We start from the raw sequence: 16,063 nt of genomic DNA on the forward strand, positions 1-16,063 counted from the left end.
AGCCATCGGGAACAACGGCTCACGACCACGGAGTTGACCATGAAGAGCACCACGCGCACGCTGCTGGCCGCCGCCCTCGTCCTGGGGGTCGCGGCGGGTCCGGCGGTCCTCCCGGCGGGCGCGGCGCCGGTGTCCGCGACGGTCACGTCGGCGGCCGCCCCCGACGGCCCGGCGCTCGCCGCGGTCCTCGCGGGACTCCCGTCGAAGGACGCCACGGCGGCGCTGGTCCGGGTGGGCGGCACGGACGGCGTCTGGCGGGGCGGCGCGGGTGTGCACGACCTGCGGACGAACCGTCCGGCGGACCCGGGGGCCCGGTTCCGGGCGGGTTCGGTGACGAAGGTGTTCACGGCGGCGGTGGCGCTCCAGCTGGCCGGCGAGGGCCGGATCGACCTGGACCGCACGGCCCGCTCGTACCTGCCGGAGCTGATCCCGGCGGCGTACGGCGAGGTGACGGTGCGCCAGCTGCTGAACCACACGCACGGCATCCCGGCGGCCGACCTGCCGGGCGAGACGGTCGAGGAGTGGTACGCGCGCCGTTTCGTGGAGTACGACCCGCGCGACCTGGTCCGCTCGGCGACCGCGCAGCCGCGCGAGTTCGCTCCCGGTGGGAAGCAGCACTATCTGAACATCGGGTACACGATCGCCGGCCTGATCATCGAGCGCGTGACGGGCGACTCGTACGCGCATCAGGTGAGCGCCCGGATCCTGCGGCCGCTGGGGCTGCGCGACACGTACTTCCCCGGTGCCAGCCCCCGGATCGAGGGCCGGTACAACCACGGCTACCAGTGGATGCGGCTGGAGGACGGGACGACCGGACTGCGGGACGTCTCCGTATGGGGGACGACGGACGGCTGGGCGGCCGGTGACCTGATCTCCACCACGGCGGACCTGGAGCGTTTCACGAAGGCCCTGTTCGCGGGCCGGGTGGTGCGCGGGCCGCTCCTGGAGGAGATGTTCACGCTGCCGAAGGTGGCGGACTTCAAGAGCGGCGACCCGGCCGCGTACTCCGTGGGCCTGTCGATGAAGAAGCTGGGCGGGCGCGAGGTGTGGGGCAAGACGGGTGGCCGCTGGGGGTACAACACGGCCATCGCCTCGACCCGCGACGGCTCGCGCACGCTCGTCTACAGCGTCAACGCCACGGACGCCAAGGGGCAGGACATGAACAAGACGGCCCTGAACCTCATGGTGACGACGTTCGGCCCGCCGTCGAAGTGAGCGCCGGCGCGGGCGACGCGGCCCGGGCCGTCTCCTGGGCCGCTTCGAGGCGCTTGATCAGCCGGCGTACGGCGAGGAGGGGCAGGATGCCGAAGACCCCGAAGGACATGTCGATCACCGACCACCAGAAGGGGATGTCCCGCAGGGGTCCGCAGATCAGGGCGAGCGGGATGATGCCGACGCAGGCGATCATGCCGAACTCGATGACCCAGATGTTGCGGACCGGGTCGCGGTAGGGCCCGTAGAAGGCGACGGCGATGACGAGGTGGGCGAAGGCCAGCCAGTCGGTGCCGTAGAGGAGGTACGGGGCCCGGGCGTCGGCTCCTTCGAGGCCGGTGCGGACGCGGGAGATCCATTCGGCGAGGCCGGGGAAGGCGTCGGCGACGGGGGACGCCCAGGAGTCCAGGGCCCCGTCGACGAGGCGCAGTTCGGTGACGAGCGGGAACGCGGTGGCGCCGCTCAGCACCAGGCAGACGATGAAGACGACCAGCCAGACGCGGATGCGCTTGAGGAGGGCTCTGGGCCCGTTCGTGTCGCTCATGGGGGCAGCGTACGCCCCTCATGAACACGTTCAAAAAGGGGGCCCCGTCGTGCGCGGCCCCCTTTCTCACAAGCCGACGATCGAGTTCCACCGCTTCGCGAACTCGGTGCGCTCATCGGCGGATATGTCCCGCGCGATGGCCAGCCGGGCGCGCATCGAGTCGTCCGGGAAGATCAGCGGGTCCTCGGCGAGGGCGGCCAGCTCCTCGTCGCCCGAGTCGGCGAGGACGTCGCGGGCCGCGGGGACCGGGCAGACGTAGTTGACCCAGGAGGCGAGCTCGGCGGCGACCTCGGGCTCGTAGTAGTAGTCGACGAGCTGCTCGGCGCTGGTCTTGTGCTGGGCCAGGTTGGGGATCATCAGGGACTCGGCCCACAGCTCGGCGCCCTCCTCGGGCACGACGAACTCGATGTCGGGGTTGTCGGCCTGGAGCTGGATGATGTCGCCGGAGTACGCCTGACAGGCGAGCACGTCGCCGGTGGACAGGTCCTTGATGTAGTCGTTGCCGGTGAAGCGGCGGATGTGCTTGCGGCGGACCAGGCCCTCGATCTCCTCGCACAGCGCGTGGAAGTCGTCCGCGGTCCAGCGGGTGACGTCGACGCCCATGCCCTGCATGAGCAGCGAGAAGGACTCGTCGAGCCCGGACAGCAGGGTGACCTTGCCGCTCAGGTCGTCGGCCCACAGCTCCTTGGTGGAGCGGATCTCCCGGCCCAGCTTCTTGCGGTTGTACGCGATGCCGGTGATCCCGGACTGCCAGGGCACCGAGTGCAGCCGGCCCTCGTCGAAGGCGGGGTTGCGCAGCAGCGGGTCCAGGTACTTGGCGACGTTGGGCTGCTTGGCCCGGTCCATCTCCTGGACCCAGCCGAGCCGCACGTAGCGGGCGGCCATCCAGTCGCTGATCACGATGAGGTCCCGGCCGGTCTCCTGGTGGTTCATCAGGGCCGGGCCGACCTTGCCGAAGAACTCGTCGTTGTCGTTGATCTCCTCGGTGTAGCGCACGGAGATCCCGGTCCGCTTCTGGAAGGCGTCCAGGGTGGGCCGCTTCGACTTGTCGTCGTCGTCGGTGTCGATGTAGAGCGGCCAGTTCGCGAAGTGCAGCACCCGGTCCCGCGCGGACAGGTCCCGGCCGGCCCGGTCCTCCGGATCGACGTACGCGGCCGGCACCCCGCATCCGGCGAGGAGCGCGGCTGCGCCGGCACCGCCGATCCCCCGCAGCAGGTCGCGGCGGGACGGGTTCATGCGGGCGGAAACTCTGGCTCTGGCTGTCACCCGCACAGCATGGTCGCCCCGGGCGACCAGCGGCAATGGACGGTCCGTCGACCGGGACGGCGCGGCCCCGACACCTTGTCGATCAGATGATCGAGGTGCCGGGGCCGCGCGGGGCGGGCCTGATCAGCCCAGGGACGTCATCACGTGCTTGATGCGCGTGTAGTCCTCGAAGCCGTACGCCGACAGGTCCTTGCCGTAGCCGGACTTCTTGAAGCCGCCGTGGGGCATCTCGGCGACCAGCGGGATGTGGGTGTTGATCCACACGCAGCCGAAGTCGAGCGACTTGGACATGCGCATCGCGCGGGCGTGGTCCTTCGTCCAGACCGAGGAGGCCAGGGCGAACTCGACGCCGTTCGCGAACTCCAGCGCCTGGGCCTCGTCCGTGAAGGACTGGACCGTGATGACCGGGCCGAAGACCTCGTTCTGGATGATCTCGTCGTCCTGCTTGAGGCCGGAGACGACGGTCGGGGCGTAGAAGTAGCCCTTGTCGCCGACCCGGTGGCCACCCGCCTCGACCTTGGCGTGCGCCGGCAGGCGGTCGATGAAGCCGCTGACCTGCTTGAGCTGGTTGGCGTTGTTCAGCGGGCCGTAGAGCACGTCCTCGTCGTCCGGCTGACCGGTCTTCGTCTCGCTCGCGGCCTTGGCGAGGGCGGCCACGAACTCGTCGTGGATCGACTCGTGGACCAGGACGCGGGTCGCGGCCGTGCAGTCCTGGCCGGCGTTGAAGAAGCCCGCCACGGAGATGTCCTCGACGGCCTTCTCCACGTCGGTGTCCTCGAAGACCACGACCGGGGCCTTGCCGCCCAGCTCCAGGTGGACGCGCTTGACGTCCTTGGCCGCCGACTCGGCGACCTGCATGCCCGCGCGCACCGAGCCGGTGATGGAGGCCATCGCCGGGGTCGGGTGCTCGACCATCGCCTTGCCGGTCTCGCGGTCGCCGCAGACGACGTTGAAGACGCCCTTGGGGACGATCGAGCCGATGATCTCGGCCATCAGGACGGTCGACGCGGGGGTCGTGTCCGAGGGCTTGAGGACGACCGTGTTGCCCGCGGCGAGCGCCGGGGCGAACTTCCACACGGCCATCATCATCGGGTAGTTCCACGGCGCGACCTGGGCGCAGACGCCTACCGGCTCGCGGCGGATGATCGAGGTCATGCCCTCCATGTACTCGCCGGCCGAGCGGCCCTCGAGCAGACGGGCGGCACCCGCGAAGAAGCGGATCTGGTCCACCATCGGCGGAACCTCCTCGCTCGCGGTGAGGGCGACCGGCTTGCCGGTGTTCTCGACCTCGGCGGCGATCAGGTCCTCGGCGCGCTCCTCGAAGGCGTCCGCGATCTTGAGGAGGACCTTCTGGCGCTCGGACGGCGTGGTGTCGCGCCAGGCGGGGAAGGCGGCGGCGGCGGCCTCCATGGCGGCGTCGACGTCATCCTGGCCGGAGAGCGGGGAGGTCGCGTACGCCTCACCGGTGGCAGGGTTGATCACGTCGATCGTGCGGCCGTCGGCCGCATCCCGGAACTCCCCGTTGATGTAGTTGCGCAGCCGACGCAGCTCGGTGGTCACTTGCCACCCCTCCTGTCACGTTCTGTTCCCGCACTCCGTCGTGCGGCGTCCCGCATGGGCGAGACACCTCAGCCTAGTCGGTCCGCAGACGCTTTCCATAGGCCCGACCCCCGCCAACTTCGGATTCCGTGAGATCTAGACCCCTGAACAACGGATTTCATCACTCTGGGGTTGCCAGAACGACGAGGTTCGGTGCACAGTGAAGCCGTGGCCAGTCGAAGCACAGACTCCAGAACCGGAACCGGTTCGTCCCCGACGATCGATGCCGTCTCCCTGGCGATCATCGAACAGCTCCAGGAGGACGGTCGCCGTCCCTACGCAGCCATCGGAAAGGCCGTCGGCCTCTCCGAAGCCGCCGTACGACAGCGCGTCCAGAAGCTGCTCGACCAGGGCGTCATGCAGATCGTCGCCGTCACCGACCCGCTCACCGTGGGCTTCCGGCGGCAGGCGATGGTCGGCATCAACGTCGAGGGTGACCTGGATCCGGTGGCGGAGGCGCTGACCGCCATGGCCGAATGCGAGTACGTGGTGATGACCGCGGGCTCGTTCGACCTGATGGTGGAAGTCGTCTGCGAGGACGACGACCACCTCCTGGATGTGATCAACAAGCGCATCCGCACCCTCCCCGGGGTGCGCTCCACCGAGAGCTTCGTCTACCTGAAGCTCAAGAAGCAGACCTATATGTGGGGAACCCGATAGCCGTGAGCCAGGACCTCTCGAAAACCGCCTACGACCACCTGTGGATGCACTTCACCCGCATGTCGTCGTACGAGAACAACCCCGTCCCCACCATCGTCCGCGGTGAGGGCACCTACATCTTCGACGACAAGGGCAAGCGCTACCTCGACGGCCTCGCCGGCCTGTTCGTGGTGAACGCCGGTCACGGCCGCAAGGAGCTCGCCGAGGTCGCGTACAAGCAGGCCCAGGAGCTCGCGTTCTTCCCCGTGTGGTCGTACGCGCACCCCAAGGCCGTCGAGCTCGCCGAGCGTCTGGCGGACTACGCCCCCGGCGACCTGAACAAGGTCTTCTTCACCACCGGTGGCGGCGAGGCCGTCGAGACCGCCTGGAAGCTGGCCAAGCAGTACTTCAAGCTCCAGGGCAAGCACACCAAGTACAAGGTCATCTCGCGTGCGGTCGCCTACCACGGCACCCCGCAGGGCGCCCTGTCCATCACCGGTCTGCCGGCCCTGAAGGCCCCCTTCGAGCCGCTGGTCCCCGGCGCGCACAAGGTGCCGAACACCAACATCTACCGCGCCCCGATCCACGGCGACGACCCCGAGGCCTTCGGCCGCTGGGCCGCCGACCAGATCGAGCAGCAGATCCTCTTCGAGGGCGCCGACACCGTCGCCGCCGTCTTCCTGGAGCCGGTGCAGAACGCCGGTGGCTGCTTCCCGCCGCCGCCCGGCTACTTCCAGCGCGTCCGCGAGATCTGCGACCAGTACGACGTGCTGCTCGTCTCCGACGAGACGATCTGCGCCTTCGGCCGCCTCGGCACGATGTTCGCCTGTGACAAGTTCGGCTACGTGCCGGACATGATCACCTGCGCCAAGGGCATGACCTCGGGCTACTCCCCGATCGGCGCCTGCATCGTCTCGGACCGCATCGCGGAGCCGTTCTACAAGGGCGACAACACCTTCCTGCACGGCTACACCTTCGGTGGTCACCCGGTGTCCTCCGCCGTGGCCCTGGCGAACCTCGACATCTTCGACAAGGAGGGCCTGAACCAGCACGTGCTGGACCAGGAGGGCAACTTCTTCTCGACGCTGCAGAAGCTGCACGACCTCCCGATCGTCGGCGACGTCCGCGGCAACGGCTTCTTCTACGGCATCGAGCTCGTCAAGGACAAGGTCACCAAGGAGTCCTTCAACGACGAGGAGGTGGAGCGCGTCCTCTACGGCTACCTCTCCAAGGCGCTGTACGAGAACGGTCTCTACTGCCGTGCCGACGACCGTGGCGACCCGGTCATCCAGCTGGCTCCGCCGCTGATCGCGGACCAGTCCACGTTCGACGAGATCGAGCAGATCCTCCGGACCACCCTCACCGAGGCCTGGACGAAGCTGTAAGTCTCGACGTGCGCCACGCCGCCCTCACGGCGTGACCCCGGCCCGGGCATGCGGCCATCCGAGTGGATGGCGGCGGCCCGGGCCGCGTGCTGTCCGTACCACCTGATCCGAATCCTTACGGTGCCCAGTGACACCCGCCGCGTCCCAGTGACCGACAGGACCGTCTCCTCGTTCCCCCGGACGGGGGAACGGACTCTGTTTGGCTTCGACATCGAGGTGTACGCGATGGCCCCACCGGACAACGACGTGCTCTGGGCGCGTTCCCTGCACTGCACCCTGGACGGCACGGACGTCCTGACCGGCGTCTCCCTCGGCGTACGGGAAGGCGAGATCCTCGCGCTCGTCGGACCGCGCGGCAGCGGCAAGACCATCCTGATGCGCTGCCTCTCCGGCCAGACCGTCGCCCAGCAGGGCGAGGTCTGGTTCAACAGCGCCCCCGTCCACACCCTCAGCGCCGCCCAGCGCGAACGCGTCCGGCGCGAGCGCTTCGGCTGGATCGACCCCGAGCCCGGCCTCGTGCCCGAGCTCACCGGCTGGGAGAACGCCGCCCTCCCCCTGCTGCTGCGCGGCATCTCCCACCGGGCCGCGAAGACCGCCGCCCTGGAATGGCTCGACCGGCTCGACATCGGCGCCTGCGCCCGGAAACGGCCGCACGCCCTCACCCACTCCCAGCGCCAGCGGATCGCCATCGCCCGCGCCCTCGTCACCACCCCCTCGGTGCTCTTCGCCGACGAGCCGACCGCCGCCCTGCACCGCGCGGACGGCGCCCAGGTGCTGCGCACCCTGACCGCCGCGGCCCGCTCCCACCGGATCACCGTGCTGCTCGCGACCCACGACCCCGAGGTCGCCGCCCTCGCCGACCGCTCGGTCGCGCTCCTCGACGGACGCCGTGTCGGCTCCGTACCGCCGGCCACCGGGGCGGAGGGCGTCACCGCGTGCTCGCTCTCCGTCTAGTCCGCGGCACCCACCCCCTCGTCCAGCTGCGCCGCCTGCTGGTGGCCGCCGCGGCGGCCGGGGTGGGCTTCCTCCTGCTCTGCGCCCTCGGCTACGCGGTGGGGCACCCCGCGCAGTCCTCCGCCTCCGCGCTGCGCCTCCTCTGGTGCGTACTGCCGCTCGCCGCGACGGCGCAGTTCGCGGTGGCGGTCGCCCGCACCGACCCCGCCACCCGGCCCCGGCGGGGCCTCGACGCGGTCGGCCTCGGCCCCGCCCGCCTCACCGCCCTGGCGGCGGCCTCCACGGCGGTCGCCACCACCCTCGGCTCGGCCCTGGCGCTCCTGTTCTACCTGCACCTGCGCGGCGACATCACCGGGCTGCCCTTCGACGGCGCCGCGGCGCAGCTCCTCGCCGCCGACCAGCCCGTCCCGCTCGCGGCGGCCCTCACCCTGCTCGCGATCCTCCCCGTGGTCGCGGCCACGGCGGCCGGCCTGTCCCTCCGCCCGCGCAAAGCCGTGAAGGTCACCCCGCAGACCTCCGCCCTCCCCTGGGGCGTGGCCCTGCTGGCCATCGGCCTGGCCCTGGAGACGTACGCCGGCCGCAACGGCGGCGGAGGCGTCCTGGCCGGCTGGATCCTCACCGCGATCGGCCTGGCGATGGCCGGACCGGGCCTGACCCACTGGTGCGGCCGCCTCCTCCAGATGGTGCGCCCCGGCGCGGTGCGCCTCCTCGCGGGCCGGGTCCTGATGGACGAGTCCCGCCGGATCGGGCGCCCGCTGGGCGTGGTGTGCGCGGTCGGCTCGGGCGCGGTCGCCGCGCTCGCCCTGAACACCGACTTCGGCCCCCTGGCCGGCCTGGGCGCCGCCCTGGTCGTGGCCTGCACGACGGCGACGCTCCTGACCGCGGCCCTGGAATCCAGGCAGTCCCGCACCCACACCACCGAAGCCCTCCTCCGCCTCGGCGCCCCGCCCACCGTCCTCCGCACCACCGCCCTCGTGCGAGCCGCCGCCCTCCTGGCCGTCTTCGTCCCCCTGACCTGGGCGGTGGGAGAACTGGCGGCGGTACCGCTGAGGGGGTGAGGAAACCCCTATCGTGACCCCATGGCGACCCAGCGGCAGGACCGGGAGATCCATTCCCTCGACGAGTTCGACGCCGCCCTCGGCACGCACGGCTCCCTCGCCTCGTACCGGATCCAGTCCGTCGACCTGACCGACCGCACCTTCGCCCTGCTCTCCGCCTCCAGCACGGACGCCGTCTTCCTGGGCTGCCCGATGCAGCCCGAGGCCGCCGCCAAGGTGCGCGCGGACGGGGCGCTGGTGTTCCCGCCGGTGCCGCACCTGCCGTTCGATCCGTACCGGGCCCGGCTCTACTCCCCCGAGGAACTGTTCCGGGGCGTCACGACCCACCCGTACGCCTCGACGCCCGACGCCCTCGCGTACGACTGGTTCCAGCGCACCAAGGGCGACGGCGACATCTTCTCCTCGATGCTGCGTTCCCTCCACGACGACGCGATCTCGGACGCGCTGGACGAGCACCTGGCGGACGCCCGCGTCGTGGGCGTGATGGGCGGGCACCGCACGGGCCGGGGCACCGACGCGTACGCGGGGGCCGCCCGGCTCGGGCGGACGCTGACGCGCGCCGGGCTGACGGTGGCGACGGGCGGCGGGCCGGGCGCGATGGAGGCCGCGAACCTGGGCGCGTACACCGCCCCGTTCCAGGACGCCGCCCTCGACGAGGCCCTGGAACTGCTCGCGAAGGTGCCGTCGTTCACGCCCTCGGTGACGGAGTGGGCCCGCGCCGCCTTCGAGGTGCGGGCGCGCCGGCCGCGCGGCGGTGACTCGGTCGGCATCCCCACCTGGTTCTACGGGCACGAGCCGCCCAACGCCTTCGCCGCCCGCATCGGCAAGTACTTCGCCAACGCGACCCGCGAGGACGGCCTGCTGGCCCGGTCGAACGCCGGCGTCGTGTTCCTGCCGGGCGCCGCCGGCACCGTGCAGGAGATCTTCGACAACGCGACGCCGAACTACTACGGGTCGCGCGGCGCGCCGGCCCCGATGGTCCTGGTGGACCGGGCGCACTGGACCGAACTCCTGCCGGCCTGGCCGCTGCTCCGCACCTTGGCCGAGGGGCGCCCGATGGCGGCGCGGATCGCGCTGGTCGACTCGGTCGACGAGGCGCCGGAGGCGTTGGAGCGGCTGGCCGTCGGTTAGGGCCCGGGCGCGCTCCCCCGCGCGGCGGACCCGGTCGCGACCCTGGGCGGACGTGCCGCGGGCGTCCGGCCGCGAGGCTCGTGGCATGACCACGAAGAGACTTCGGTTCCTGGCCGCATGGCCGTCCTGGGCGGGGCGCGCCGCCCTCGTCTGGTCCGTGCTGTACGCGGCGGGCGCGGCCCTCGCCGCCGCCACCGGCCCGGCCTTCGGCTACGCGCTGCTCGGCAAGGGCACGGGGCCGGGCTTCGAGGCGGCCGCGGCCGGGCTGTACGGGGCGGCCGCCGTCCTCGCGTACGCGCTGCTCCGCGCCCCGCGCGCCCGGGGGCTCACCCTGGCGGCCTGGGCGGTCGCCGGGCTGTGCGTGACCTGGGGGTTCGGCTTCCTGCTGAGCCCGGTGCGCCTGCTGTACGTCCTGTCCCGCAACCAGGAGCCGATGGACTGGGCGGCCTGGTCCAACGAGGGCTTCGCGATCCTGGGCGCCGTGCTGTGGGGGTGCGCGGCACTGGCCCGGCGCCGCGCGCTGCTCGGCAGCTGCGCGTACTGCGGCGGACGGGCCGCGGCCGTGGCGGGCGACGCGAGCCGTGCGGGGCTGGTGGCCGTCGCCGCGCTCGTGCCGTACGCCGCGCTGAAGACGGCGTGGGCGCTGGGCTTCACGCCCGGGTACACGGGCAGCGGCCGACCGGGCGCGGATCCCCGCTACACGAGCGATCTGGGGCTGTGGCTGTACGACCACGGGGTCGACGTCACGGCGGTCCTCGCCGTGGTGGGGATGCTGCTGGCGCTGGCGCTGACCCGGCCGTGGGGGCGGCGGCTGCCCCGCCCGGCGCTGCTCGCCCTGGGGTGGGCCGGGGCGGGCGCGCTGGCCCCGTTCGGCGTCTTCCTCGCGGTGCTCGGCGTCCTGGCCTGGACCGGCGTGATCGAGGTCGGCATGGCCGATCACGCCCCGTGGGTCGTCGCCGTCGCCTACGGCGGCTTCTGCGTCTTCGGTCTGGCGCTCGGCCGGGCGACCCGCGTCTTCCAGCGGGCGACCCGCAGGGCGTGCGGGCGCTGCTGACGTGGCGGCGCGCGGGTCAGGCGTCGAGCACCACCACGTCCTCCGCCCGGAACACCGCGCCCACCTCGGCCCCCTCGTCCGGCGCCTCGCGCAGCGGGAACTCCGCCTCCAGGGGCGGGCCTTCGGCGGGGTGGAGGCGGACGGCGACGTGGTTGCCGCGGAAGGTGCGGGACGCGACGCGGCAGGCGAGGCCCTCGTCGGGGGCGACGAGCCGGACGCCGCCGGGGCGGACGAGGAGGCGGCGTTCGCCCTGGGGGGAGCCGTCCGGGACGGGGATCTTCCCCCAGACGGTGGTGGCGGCGGCTCCGGTGACGGTCGCCGCGACCACGTTGTCGAAGCCGAGGAAGCGGGCCACGAACGCGGAGGCGGGCCGCCCCCAGACCTCCAGGGGCGTGCCGGTCTGGGCGATGCCGCCGTCCCGCATGACCACGACCCGGTCGGCGAGCGCGAAGGCCTCGCCCTGGTCGTGGGTGACGGCGAGCACCGTGGTGCCCAACCGTCCGAAGAGGCCGCGGAGTTCGACGACGAGCCGTTCGCGCAGGCCCCGGTCGAGCTGGCCGAGGGGTTCGTCCAGCATGAGCAGCCGGGGGCGGGGCGCGAGCGCCCGGGCGAGGGCGACGCGCTGCTGTTCGCCGCCGGAGAGCGAGGAGACGGCCCGGCGGCCGGCCCCGGGAAGGCCGACGAGGTCGAGCAACTCCTCGACCCGGGCGCCCTGTTCGGCCTTGGCGACCCCGTGCATGCGCAGCCCGAACGCCACGTTCCCGGCGACGTCCCGCTGCGGGAACAGCTGGTGGTCCTGGAACATGAGGCCGACCCCGCGCCGGTGCACCGGCACCCCGGTCTGGTCCGTGCCGCCGAGCAGCACCCGGCCGGCGGAGAGCGGCTGGAGTCCGGCGACGGCCCGCAGCAGGGTGGACTTGCCGCTGCCGCTGGGGCCGAGCACGCACACGATCTCGTGGTCGGCGACCTCCAGGTCCACCGCGTCGAGCACCGCGCGGTCCCCGAACCGTACGGTCGCGTCGTGGAGCGTCAGCATCAGAACTCCCCCGAGGTCCGGTCGTTGCGGAGCCGTTCGAGGAGCAGCAGGGACACCGCGCACACCACCATGAGGATCGTCGAGAGGGCCATGGCCTGGCCGTAGTTGAGCTCGCCCGGCCGGCCCAGGAGCCGGGCCACGGCCACCGGCAGGGTCGGGTTGTCGGGGCGGGCGATGAAGACCGTGGCGCCGAACTCGCCGAGCGAGACGGCGAAGGCGAAGCCGGCGGCGATGAGCAGCGCCCGCCGTACGAGGGGCAGGTCGACCTCGCGCCAGGCCCGCCAGGGCGAGGCCCCGAGCACGGCGGCGGCCTCCCGGAGGCGTTCGTCGACCGCGCGCAGCACCGGCAGCATGGTCCGTACGACGAAGGGGACGCCGACCAGGGCCTGGGCGAGCGGCACCAGGATCCAGCTGGCCCGCAGGTCGAGCGGCGGCTCGTCGAGGGTGATGAGGAAGCCGAAGCCGACGGTGACGGCGGACACCCCGAGCGGCAGCATGAGCAGCGCGTCGAAGCCGCGGACCAGGCGCTCGCCCACGGGGGTCCTCCCGCTCGGGCGGAGCCGGGAGCGGCGGAAGGTCAGCGCCGCCGCGGCGAGGCCGCCGATGACGACGGCGATGGCGGTGGAGGCGAGCGCGTACTGGAGCGAGTTGACGATGGTGTCGGTCATCGGCACGAGGAAGGTGCCGTTCTCGTCGACGGACTGGAGCGCGCGGTAGTAGTCGAGGCCGTAGCCGGTGGGGGTGGCGAGGGAGCGTTCCACGAGGACGCCGAGCGGCGCGAGGATCAGCAGGCCGATGGAGAGCAGGACCGCGCCGAGCAGCAGCCACTGCCCGGCGCCGCGCGGGCGGGCGGAGGTCCGTTCCGGCGGGACCAGCCTCAGCGCGGTCTCGCGGCGGCGCACCATCCGGGCGTGCACGGCGAGGACCGCGCCGACGGCGACGAACTGCACCAGGGTGAGGACCGCGGCCGTGGACAGCTGGAGCCGGTCGGCGGTCTGCCGGTAGATCTCGGTCTCCAGGGTGGAGTACGCGGGGCCGCCGAGGATCTGCACGATGCCGAAGGAGCTCGCGGTGAACAGGAACACCATGAGCGCGGCGGCGGCGACGGACGGCCCGAGGGCCGGCAGGGTCACCGTGCGCCAGGCCCGCCAGCGGGAGGCGCCGAGCACCCGGGCGGCCTCTTCCTGGCGGGGGTCGAGCTGGGACCAGAGACCGCCGACGGTACGGACGACGACGGCGTAGTTGAAGAAGACGTGGGCGATGAGGATGGCCCAGACGGTGGTGTCGAGGCGGACGCCCCACAGCTCGTCGAGCAGTCCGCGGCGGCCCAGCAGGGCGAGGAACGCGGTGCCGACCATGACGGTGGGCAGCACGAAGGGCACGGTGACGACGGCCCGCAGCAGCCCCTTGCCGGGGAAGTCGAAACGGGCGAAGACGTACGCGCCGGGCAGGGCGACGAGCAGGGTGAGCGCGGTGGAGGCGAGCGCCTGCCACAGCGTGAACCACAGGACGTCGAGGATCTCCGGGCTGCTCAGCGTCTGGGCGAAGCGGCCGAGCTCCCAGTGCCCGTCCGGCCTGAGCCCGCGCTCGACGATCGAGACGACGGGCCAGGCGAAGAAGACCGCGAAGAACGCGACGGGCAGCACCATGAGGGCCAGCCGCGCCGCGTTCCCCGTACGGCCCGGGCGGGCTACTTCACGACGAGCGAGGTCCACTGCTGGATCCACTGGTCACGGTTGGCGGCGATCTTGTCGGGCGCCATGGTCTCCGGCTTGTCGACGACCACGCCGTGCTTGGTGAACAGCTCGGGGAGGGTTGCGTCGTCGGTGACGGGGTTGACGAACATCTGGAGCGGCATGTCGTCCTGGAACTTCTTGGAGATCAGGAAGTCGATCAGCGCCTTGCCGCCCTCGGGGTTCTTCGCCCCGTTCAGCAGGCCCGCGAACTCGGTCTGCCGGAAGCAGGTGCCGGTGGAGACACCGGTGGGCGCCACCTTCGGCTGGGGCTCGGAGTAGAGCACCTCGACCGGCGGGCTGGAGGCGTAGGAGACGACGAGCGGACGGTCGCCCTTGGCCTTCTTGCCGCCGGCGGAGCCGGAGAACTCCTGGTTGTAGGCGAGCTCCCAGCTGTCGACGGTCTTCACGCCGTTGGCCTTGAGCTTCTTCCAGTAGTCCTGCCAGCCGCCGTCGCCGTACTTCGCGGCGGTGCCGAGGAGGAAGCCGAGGCCCGGGGAGGAGCGCTCGGGGTTCTCGACGACGAGGAGGTCCTTGTACGCAGGCTTGGCCAGGTCGTCGAAGGACTGCGGCGGCGCCAGCTTCTTGTCGGCGAAGTACTGCTTGTCGTAGTTGACGCAGATGTCGCCGGAGTCGATCGGGGTGACCCGGTGCTCCTTGTCGAGCTGGAGCGCGGCGGGGATCCGGTTCAGGCCCTTCGCCTCGTACGACGTGAAGATGCCGTTGTCGAGGGCGCGGGAGAGCAGGGTGTTGTCGACGCCGAAGAAGACGTCGCCCTGGGGGGAGCCCTTGGTCAGGATCTCCTTGTTGACGGCCTCGCCGGCGTCGCCGCTCTTGAGGACCTTGACCGTGAAACCGGTCTGCCGGGTGAACTCCGCCAGCACCTCCTTGGAGGCGTTGAAGGAGTCGTGGCTGACGAGGGTGACGGTCTTCGGCGCGGGCGTGCCGGTGGCCTTGTCCTTGCCGCCGTCCCCGCCGCCGCAGGCGGCGAGGGTGGTGACGCCGAGCGCCGCGGCGAGCGCGACGGCGGCGGCCTTCGTGGTGTTCACGTGGTGGTCCTCCTGGGGGTGTCCAGGAAGAGACGCGGCCCCGCCCGCGCCCGGGGAAACCGGACGCGGGCAGGGCGCAACAGCTCGAGTTACGACCGAACTTCCTACCCAGAATGACCTGGGCGAGGTTCAGAGGGTCTGCGGTCTGACGGTCACCGCACTCTCAGCGCTGTGGCGCTCCCCTGTCGGAATATGAAGATGTGTTCGAGCTCAGAGTACAAGGTCAGCGTTCGGCGGCGGCCAGCTGTCCACAGGCACCGTCGATCTCCTGACCGCGGGTGTCGCGGACGGTGACGGGCACGCCGTGGCGGGCGATGGCCTCGACGAACGCCTTCTCGTCCTCGGGACGGGAGGCGGTCCACTTCGAGCCGGGCGTCGGGTTCAGCGGGATCAGGTTGACGTGCACCCGCTTGCCCTTGAGCAGCTTGCCGAGGAGGTCGCCGCGCCAGGCCTGGTCGTTGATGTCCCGGATCAGGGCGTACTCGATGGAGACGCGGCGCCCGGACTTCTCCGCGTACTCCCAGGCGGCGTCGAGGACCTCGCGGACCTTCCACCGGGTGTTCACGGGCACCAGGGTGTCGCGCAGCTCGTCGTCGGGGGCGTGCAGCGAGACCGCGAGGCGGCACTTGAAGCCCTCGTCGGCGAACCGCAGCATCGCCGGGACGAGCCCGACGGTGGAGACGGTGATGCCGCGCTGGGACAGGCCGAGGCCGTCCGGCTCGGGGTCGGTGAGCCGGCGGACGGCACCGACGACCCGCTTGTAGTTGGCGAGCGGCTCGCCCATGCCCATGAAGACGATGTTGGACAGCCGGGCCGGCCCGCCTGGGACCTCGCCGTCGCGCAGGGCGCGCATGCCGTCGACGATCTGGTGCACGATCTCGGCCGTGGACAGGTTGCGGTCGAGCCCCGCCTGGCCGGTGGCGCAGAACGGGCAGTTCATCCCGCAGCCGGCCTGCGAGGAGATGCACATGGTCACCCGGTCCGGGTAGCGCATGAGCACCGACTCGACGAGCGTGCCGTCGTGCAGCCGCCACAGCGTCTTACGGGTGGTGTCGTCGTCGCACGAGATGTGCCGCACCACCGACATCAGATCGGGCAGCAGCTCCCCCGCCAGCTTCTCGCGCGACGCGGCGGGGATGTCGGTCCACTCCGCCGGGTCGTGCGCGTAGCGCGCGAAGTAGTGCGTGGACAGCTGCTTGGCGCGAAACGGCTTCTCGCCGATCGCGGCGACCGCCTCCTTGCGCTCGGCGGGCGTGAGGTCGGCGAGGTGCCGCGGGGGCTGCTTGGCTCCGCGCGGGGCGACGAAAGTGAGTTCTCCGGGCTTGGGCATGGTCCTACCAGTGTCGCAGACGCGGACCGGTGCGCCCGTTCCCGGCCGTTCCGGGCCGTTGCCCGCCGGACCC

Annotated in this window: 14 protein-coding genes and 1 riboswitch; of the genes, 7 read left to right on the top strand and 7 right to left on the bottom strand. The window is 71.8% G+C overall.

What is annotated here, in order from left to right:
- Positions 1–39: 39 nt before the first annotated feature.
- Complete coding sequence (locus tag AB0Q96_RS34055; protein ID WP_365332345.1) at positions 40–1,215, top strand: serine hydrolase domain-containing protein; 1,176 nt, start codon at positions 40–42, stop codon at positions 1,213–1,215.
- Here AB0Q96_RS34055 and AB0Q96_RS34060 read toward each other — a convergent pair.
- The 3 genes from AB0Q96_RS34060 to AB0Q96_RS34070 all read right to left on the bottom strand — a co-directional run bounded on the left by AB0Q96_RS34060 (position 1,181) and on the right by AB0Q96_RS34070 (position 4,582).
- Positions 1,181–1,756 carry a hypothetical protein gene (locus tag AB0Q96_RS34060; RefSeq protein WP_365332347.1) on the bottom strand — a complete coding sequence of 192 codons (576 nt, stop codon included), beginning with the start codon at positions 1,754–1,756 and terminating at the stop codon, positions 1,181–1,183. The genes AB0Q96_RS34055 and AB0Q96_RS34060 overlap by 35 nt on opposite strands.
- Positions 1,757–1,822: 66 nt before the next feature.
- Positions 1,823–2,992 carry a spermidine/putrescine ABC transporter substrate-binding protein gene (locus AB0Q96_RS34065; protein ID WP_365332349.1) on the bottom strand — a complete coding sequence of 390 codons (1,170 nt, stop codon included), beginning with the start codon at positions 2,990–2,992 and terminating at the stop codon, positions 1,823–1,825.
- Positions 2,993–3,145: 153 nt separating this feature from the next.
- A complete protein-coding gene (locus tag AB0Q96_RS34070; protein ID WP_365332351.1) occupies positions 3,146–4,582 on the bottom strand; it encodes a gamma-aminobutyraldehyde dehydrogenase in 1,437 nt (478 codons plus the stop codon).
- Positions 4,583–4,774: 192 nt separating this feature from the next.
- On the opposite strand from AB0Q96_RS34070, the gene AB0Q96_RS34075 reads away from it, so the two are divergent.
- The 6 genes from AB0Q96_RS34075 (at position 4,775) to AB0Q96_RS34100 (ending at position 10,842) form a co-directional block, all read left to right on the top strand.
- A complete protein-coding gene (locus tag AB0Q96_RS34075; protein ID WP_033204802.1) occupies positions 4,775–5,281 on the top strand; it encodes an Lrp/AsnC family transcriptional regulator in 507 nt (168 codons plus the stop codon).
- A complete protein-coding gene (locus AB0Q96_RS34080) occupies positions 5,266–6,645 on the top strand; it encodes an aspartate aminotransferase family protein (protein ID WP_365332353.1) in 1,380 nt (459 codons plus the stop codon). The genes AB0Q96_RS34075 and AB0Q96_RS34080 overlap by 16 nt, the downstream gene beginning before the upstream one ends.
- A gap of 225 nt (positions 6,646–6,870) precedes the next feature.
- Positions 6,871–7,599: an ATP-binding cassette domain-containing protein gene (locus AB0Q96_RS34085; protein WP_365332355.1), complete on the top strand. Its 729-nt coding sequence runs from the start codon at positions 6,871–6,873 to the stop codon at positions 7,597–7,599.
- Entirely contained in the window at positions 7,581–8,657 is a 1,077-nt protein-coding gene (locus tag AB0Q96_RS34090) for a hypothetical protein (protein WP_365332357.1), read from the top strand. Before AB0Q96_RS34085 ends, AB0Q96_RS34090 begins: the two co-directional genes overlap by 19 nt.
- Before the next feature lie 21 nt (positions 8,658–8,678).
- On the top strand, positions 8,679–9,788 hold the full coding sequence (locus tag AB0Q96_RS34095) for an LOG family protein (RefSeq protein WP_365332359.1): 1,110 nt from the start codon (positions 8,679–8,681) through the stop codon (positions 9,786–9,788).
- 85 nt (positions 9,789–9,873) lie between these two features.
- Positions 9,874–10,842, top strand: a complete 969-nt coding sequence (locus AB0Q96_RS34100; RefSeq protein ID WP_365332361.1) for a hypothetical protein — start codon at positions 9,874–9,876, stop codon at positions 10,840–10,842.
- Between the two features lie 16 nt (positions 10,843–10,858).
- Here the strand turns inward: AB0Q96_RS34100 and AB0Q96_RS34105 are convergent, their stop codons facing one another.
- From AB0Q96_RS34105 to rlmN, 4 genes are all read right to left on the bottom strand, one after another.
- Positions 10,859–11,878, bottom strand: coding sequence for an ABC transporter ATP-binding protein (locus tag AB0Q96_RS34105; protein WP_365332363.1), 1,020 nt, complete (start codon positions 11,876–11,878; stop codon positions 10,859–10,861).
- Positions 11,878–13,527 carry an iron ABC transporter permease gene (locus tag AB0Q96_RS34110; protein ID WP_365332442.1) on the bottom strand — a complete coding sequence of 550 codons (1,650 nt, stop codon included), beginning with the start codon at positions 13,525–13,527 and terminating at the stop codon, positions 11,878–11,880. The genes AB0Q96_RS34105 and AB0Q96_RS34110 overlap by 1 nt, the downstream gene beginning before the upstream one ends.
- A gap of 41 nt (positions 13,528–13,568) precedes the next feature.
- Positions 13,569–14,660: a thiamine ABC transporter substrate-binding protein gene (locus tag AB0Q96_RS34115; protein WP_365332365.1), complete on the bottom strand. Its 1,092-nt coding sequence runs from the start codon at positions 14,658–14,660 to the stop codon at positions 13,569–13,571.
- An 83-nt stretch (positions 14,661–14,743) separates the two neighbouring features.
- Positions 14,744–14,854: riboswitch (TPP riboswitch) on the bottom strand.
- A 29-nt stretch (positions 14,855–14,883) separates the two neighbouring features.
- Positions 14,884–15,990 carry a 23S rRNA (adenine(2503)-C(2))-methyltransferase RlmN gene (gene rlmN / locus AB0Q96_RS34120; RefSeq protein WP_365332367.1) on the bottom strand — a complete coding sequence of 369 codons (1,107 nt, stop codon included), beginning with the start codon at positions 15,988–15,990 and terminating at the stop codon, positions 14,884–14,886.
- Between the last annotated feature and the right edge of the window lie 73 nt (positions 15,991–16,063).

Source organism: Streptomyces sp. NPDC093111 (assembly GCF_040683955.1).
In the GTDB taxonomy this organism is placed as follows: Bacteria; Actinomycetota; Actinomycetes; order Streptomycetales; family Streptomycetaceae; genus Streptomyces.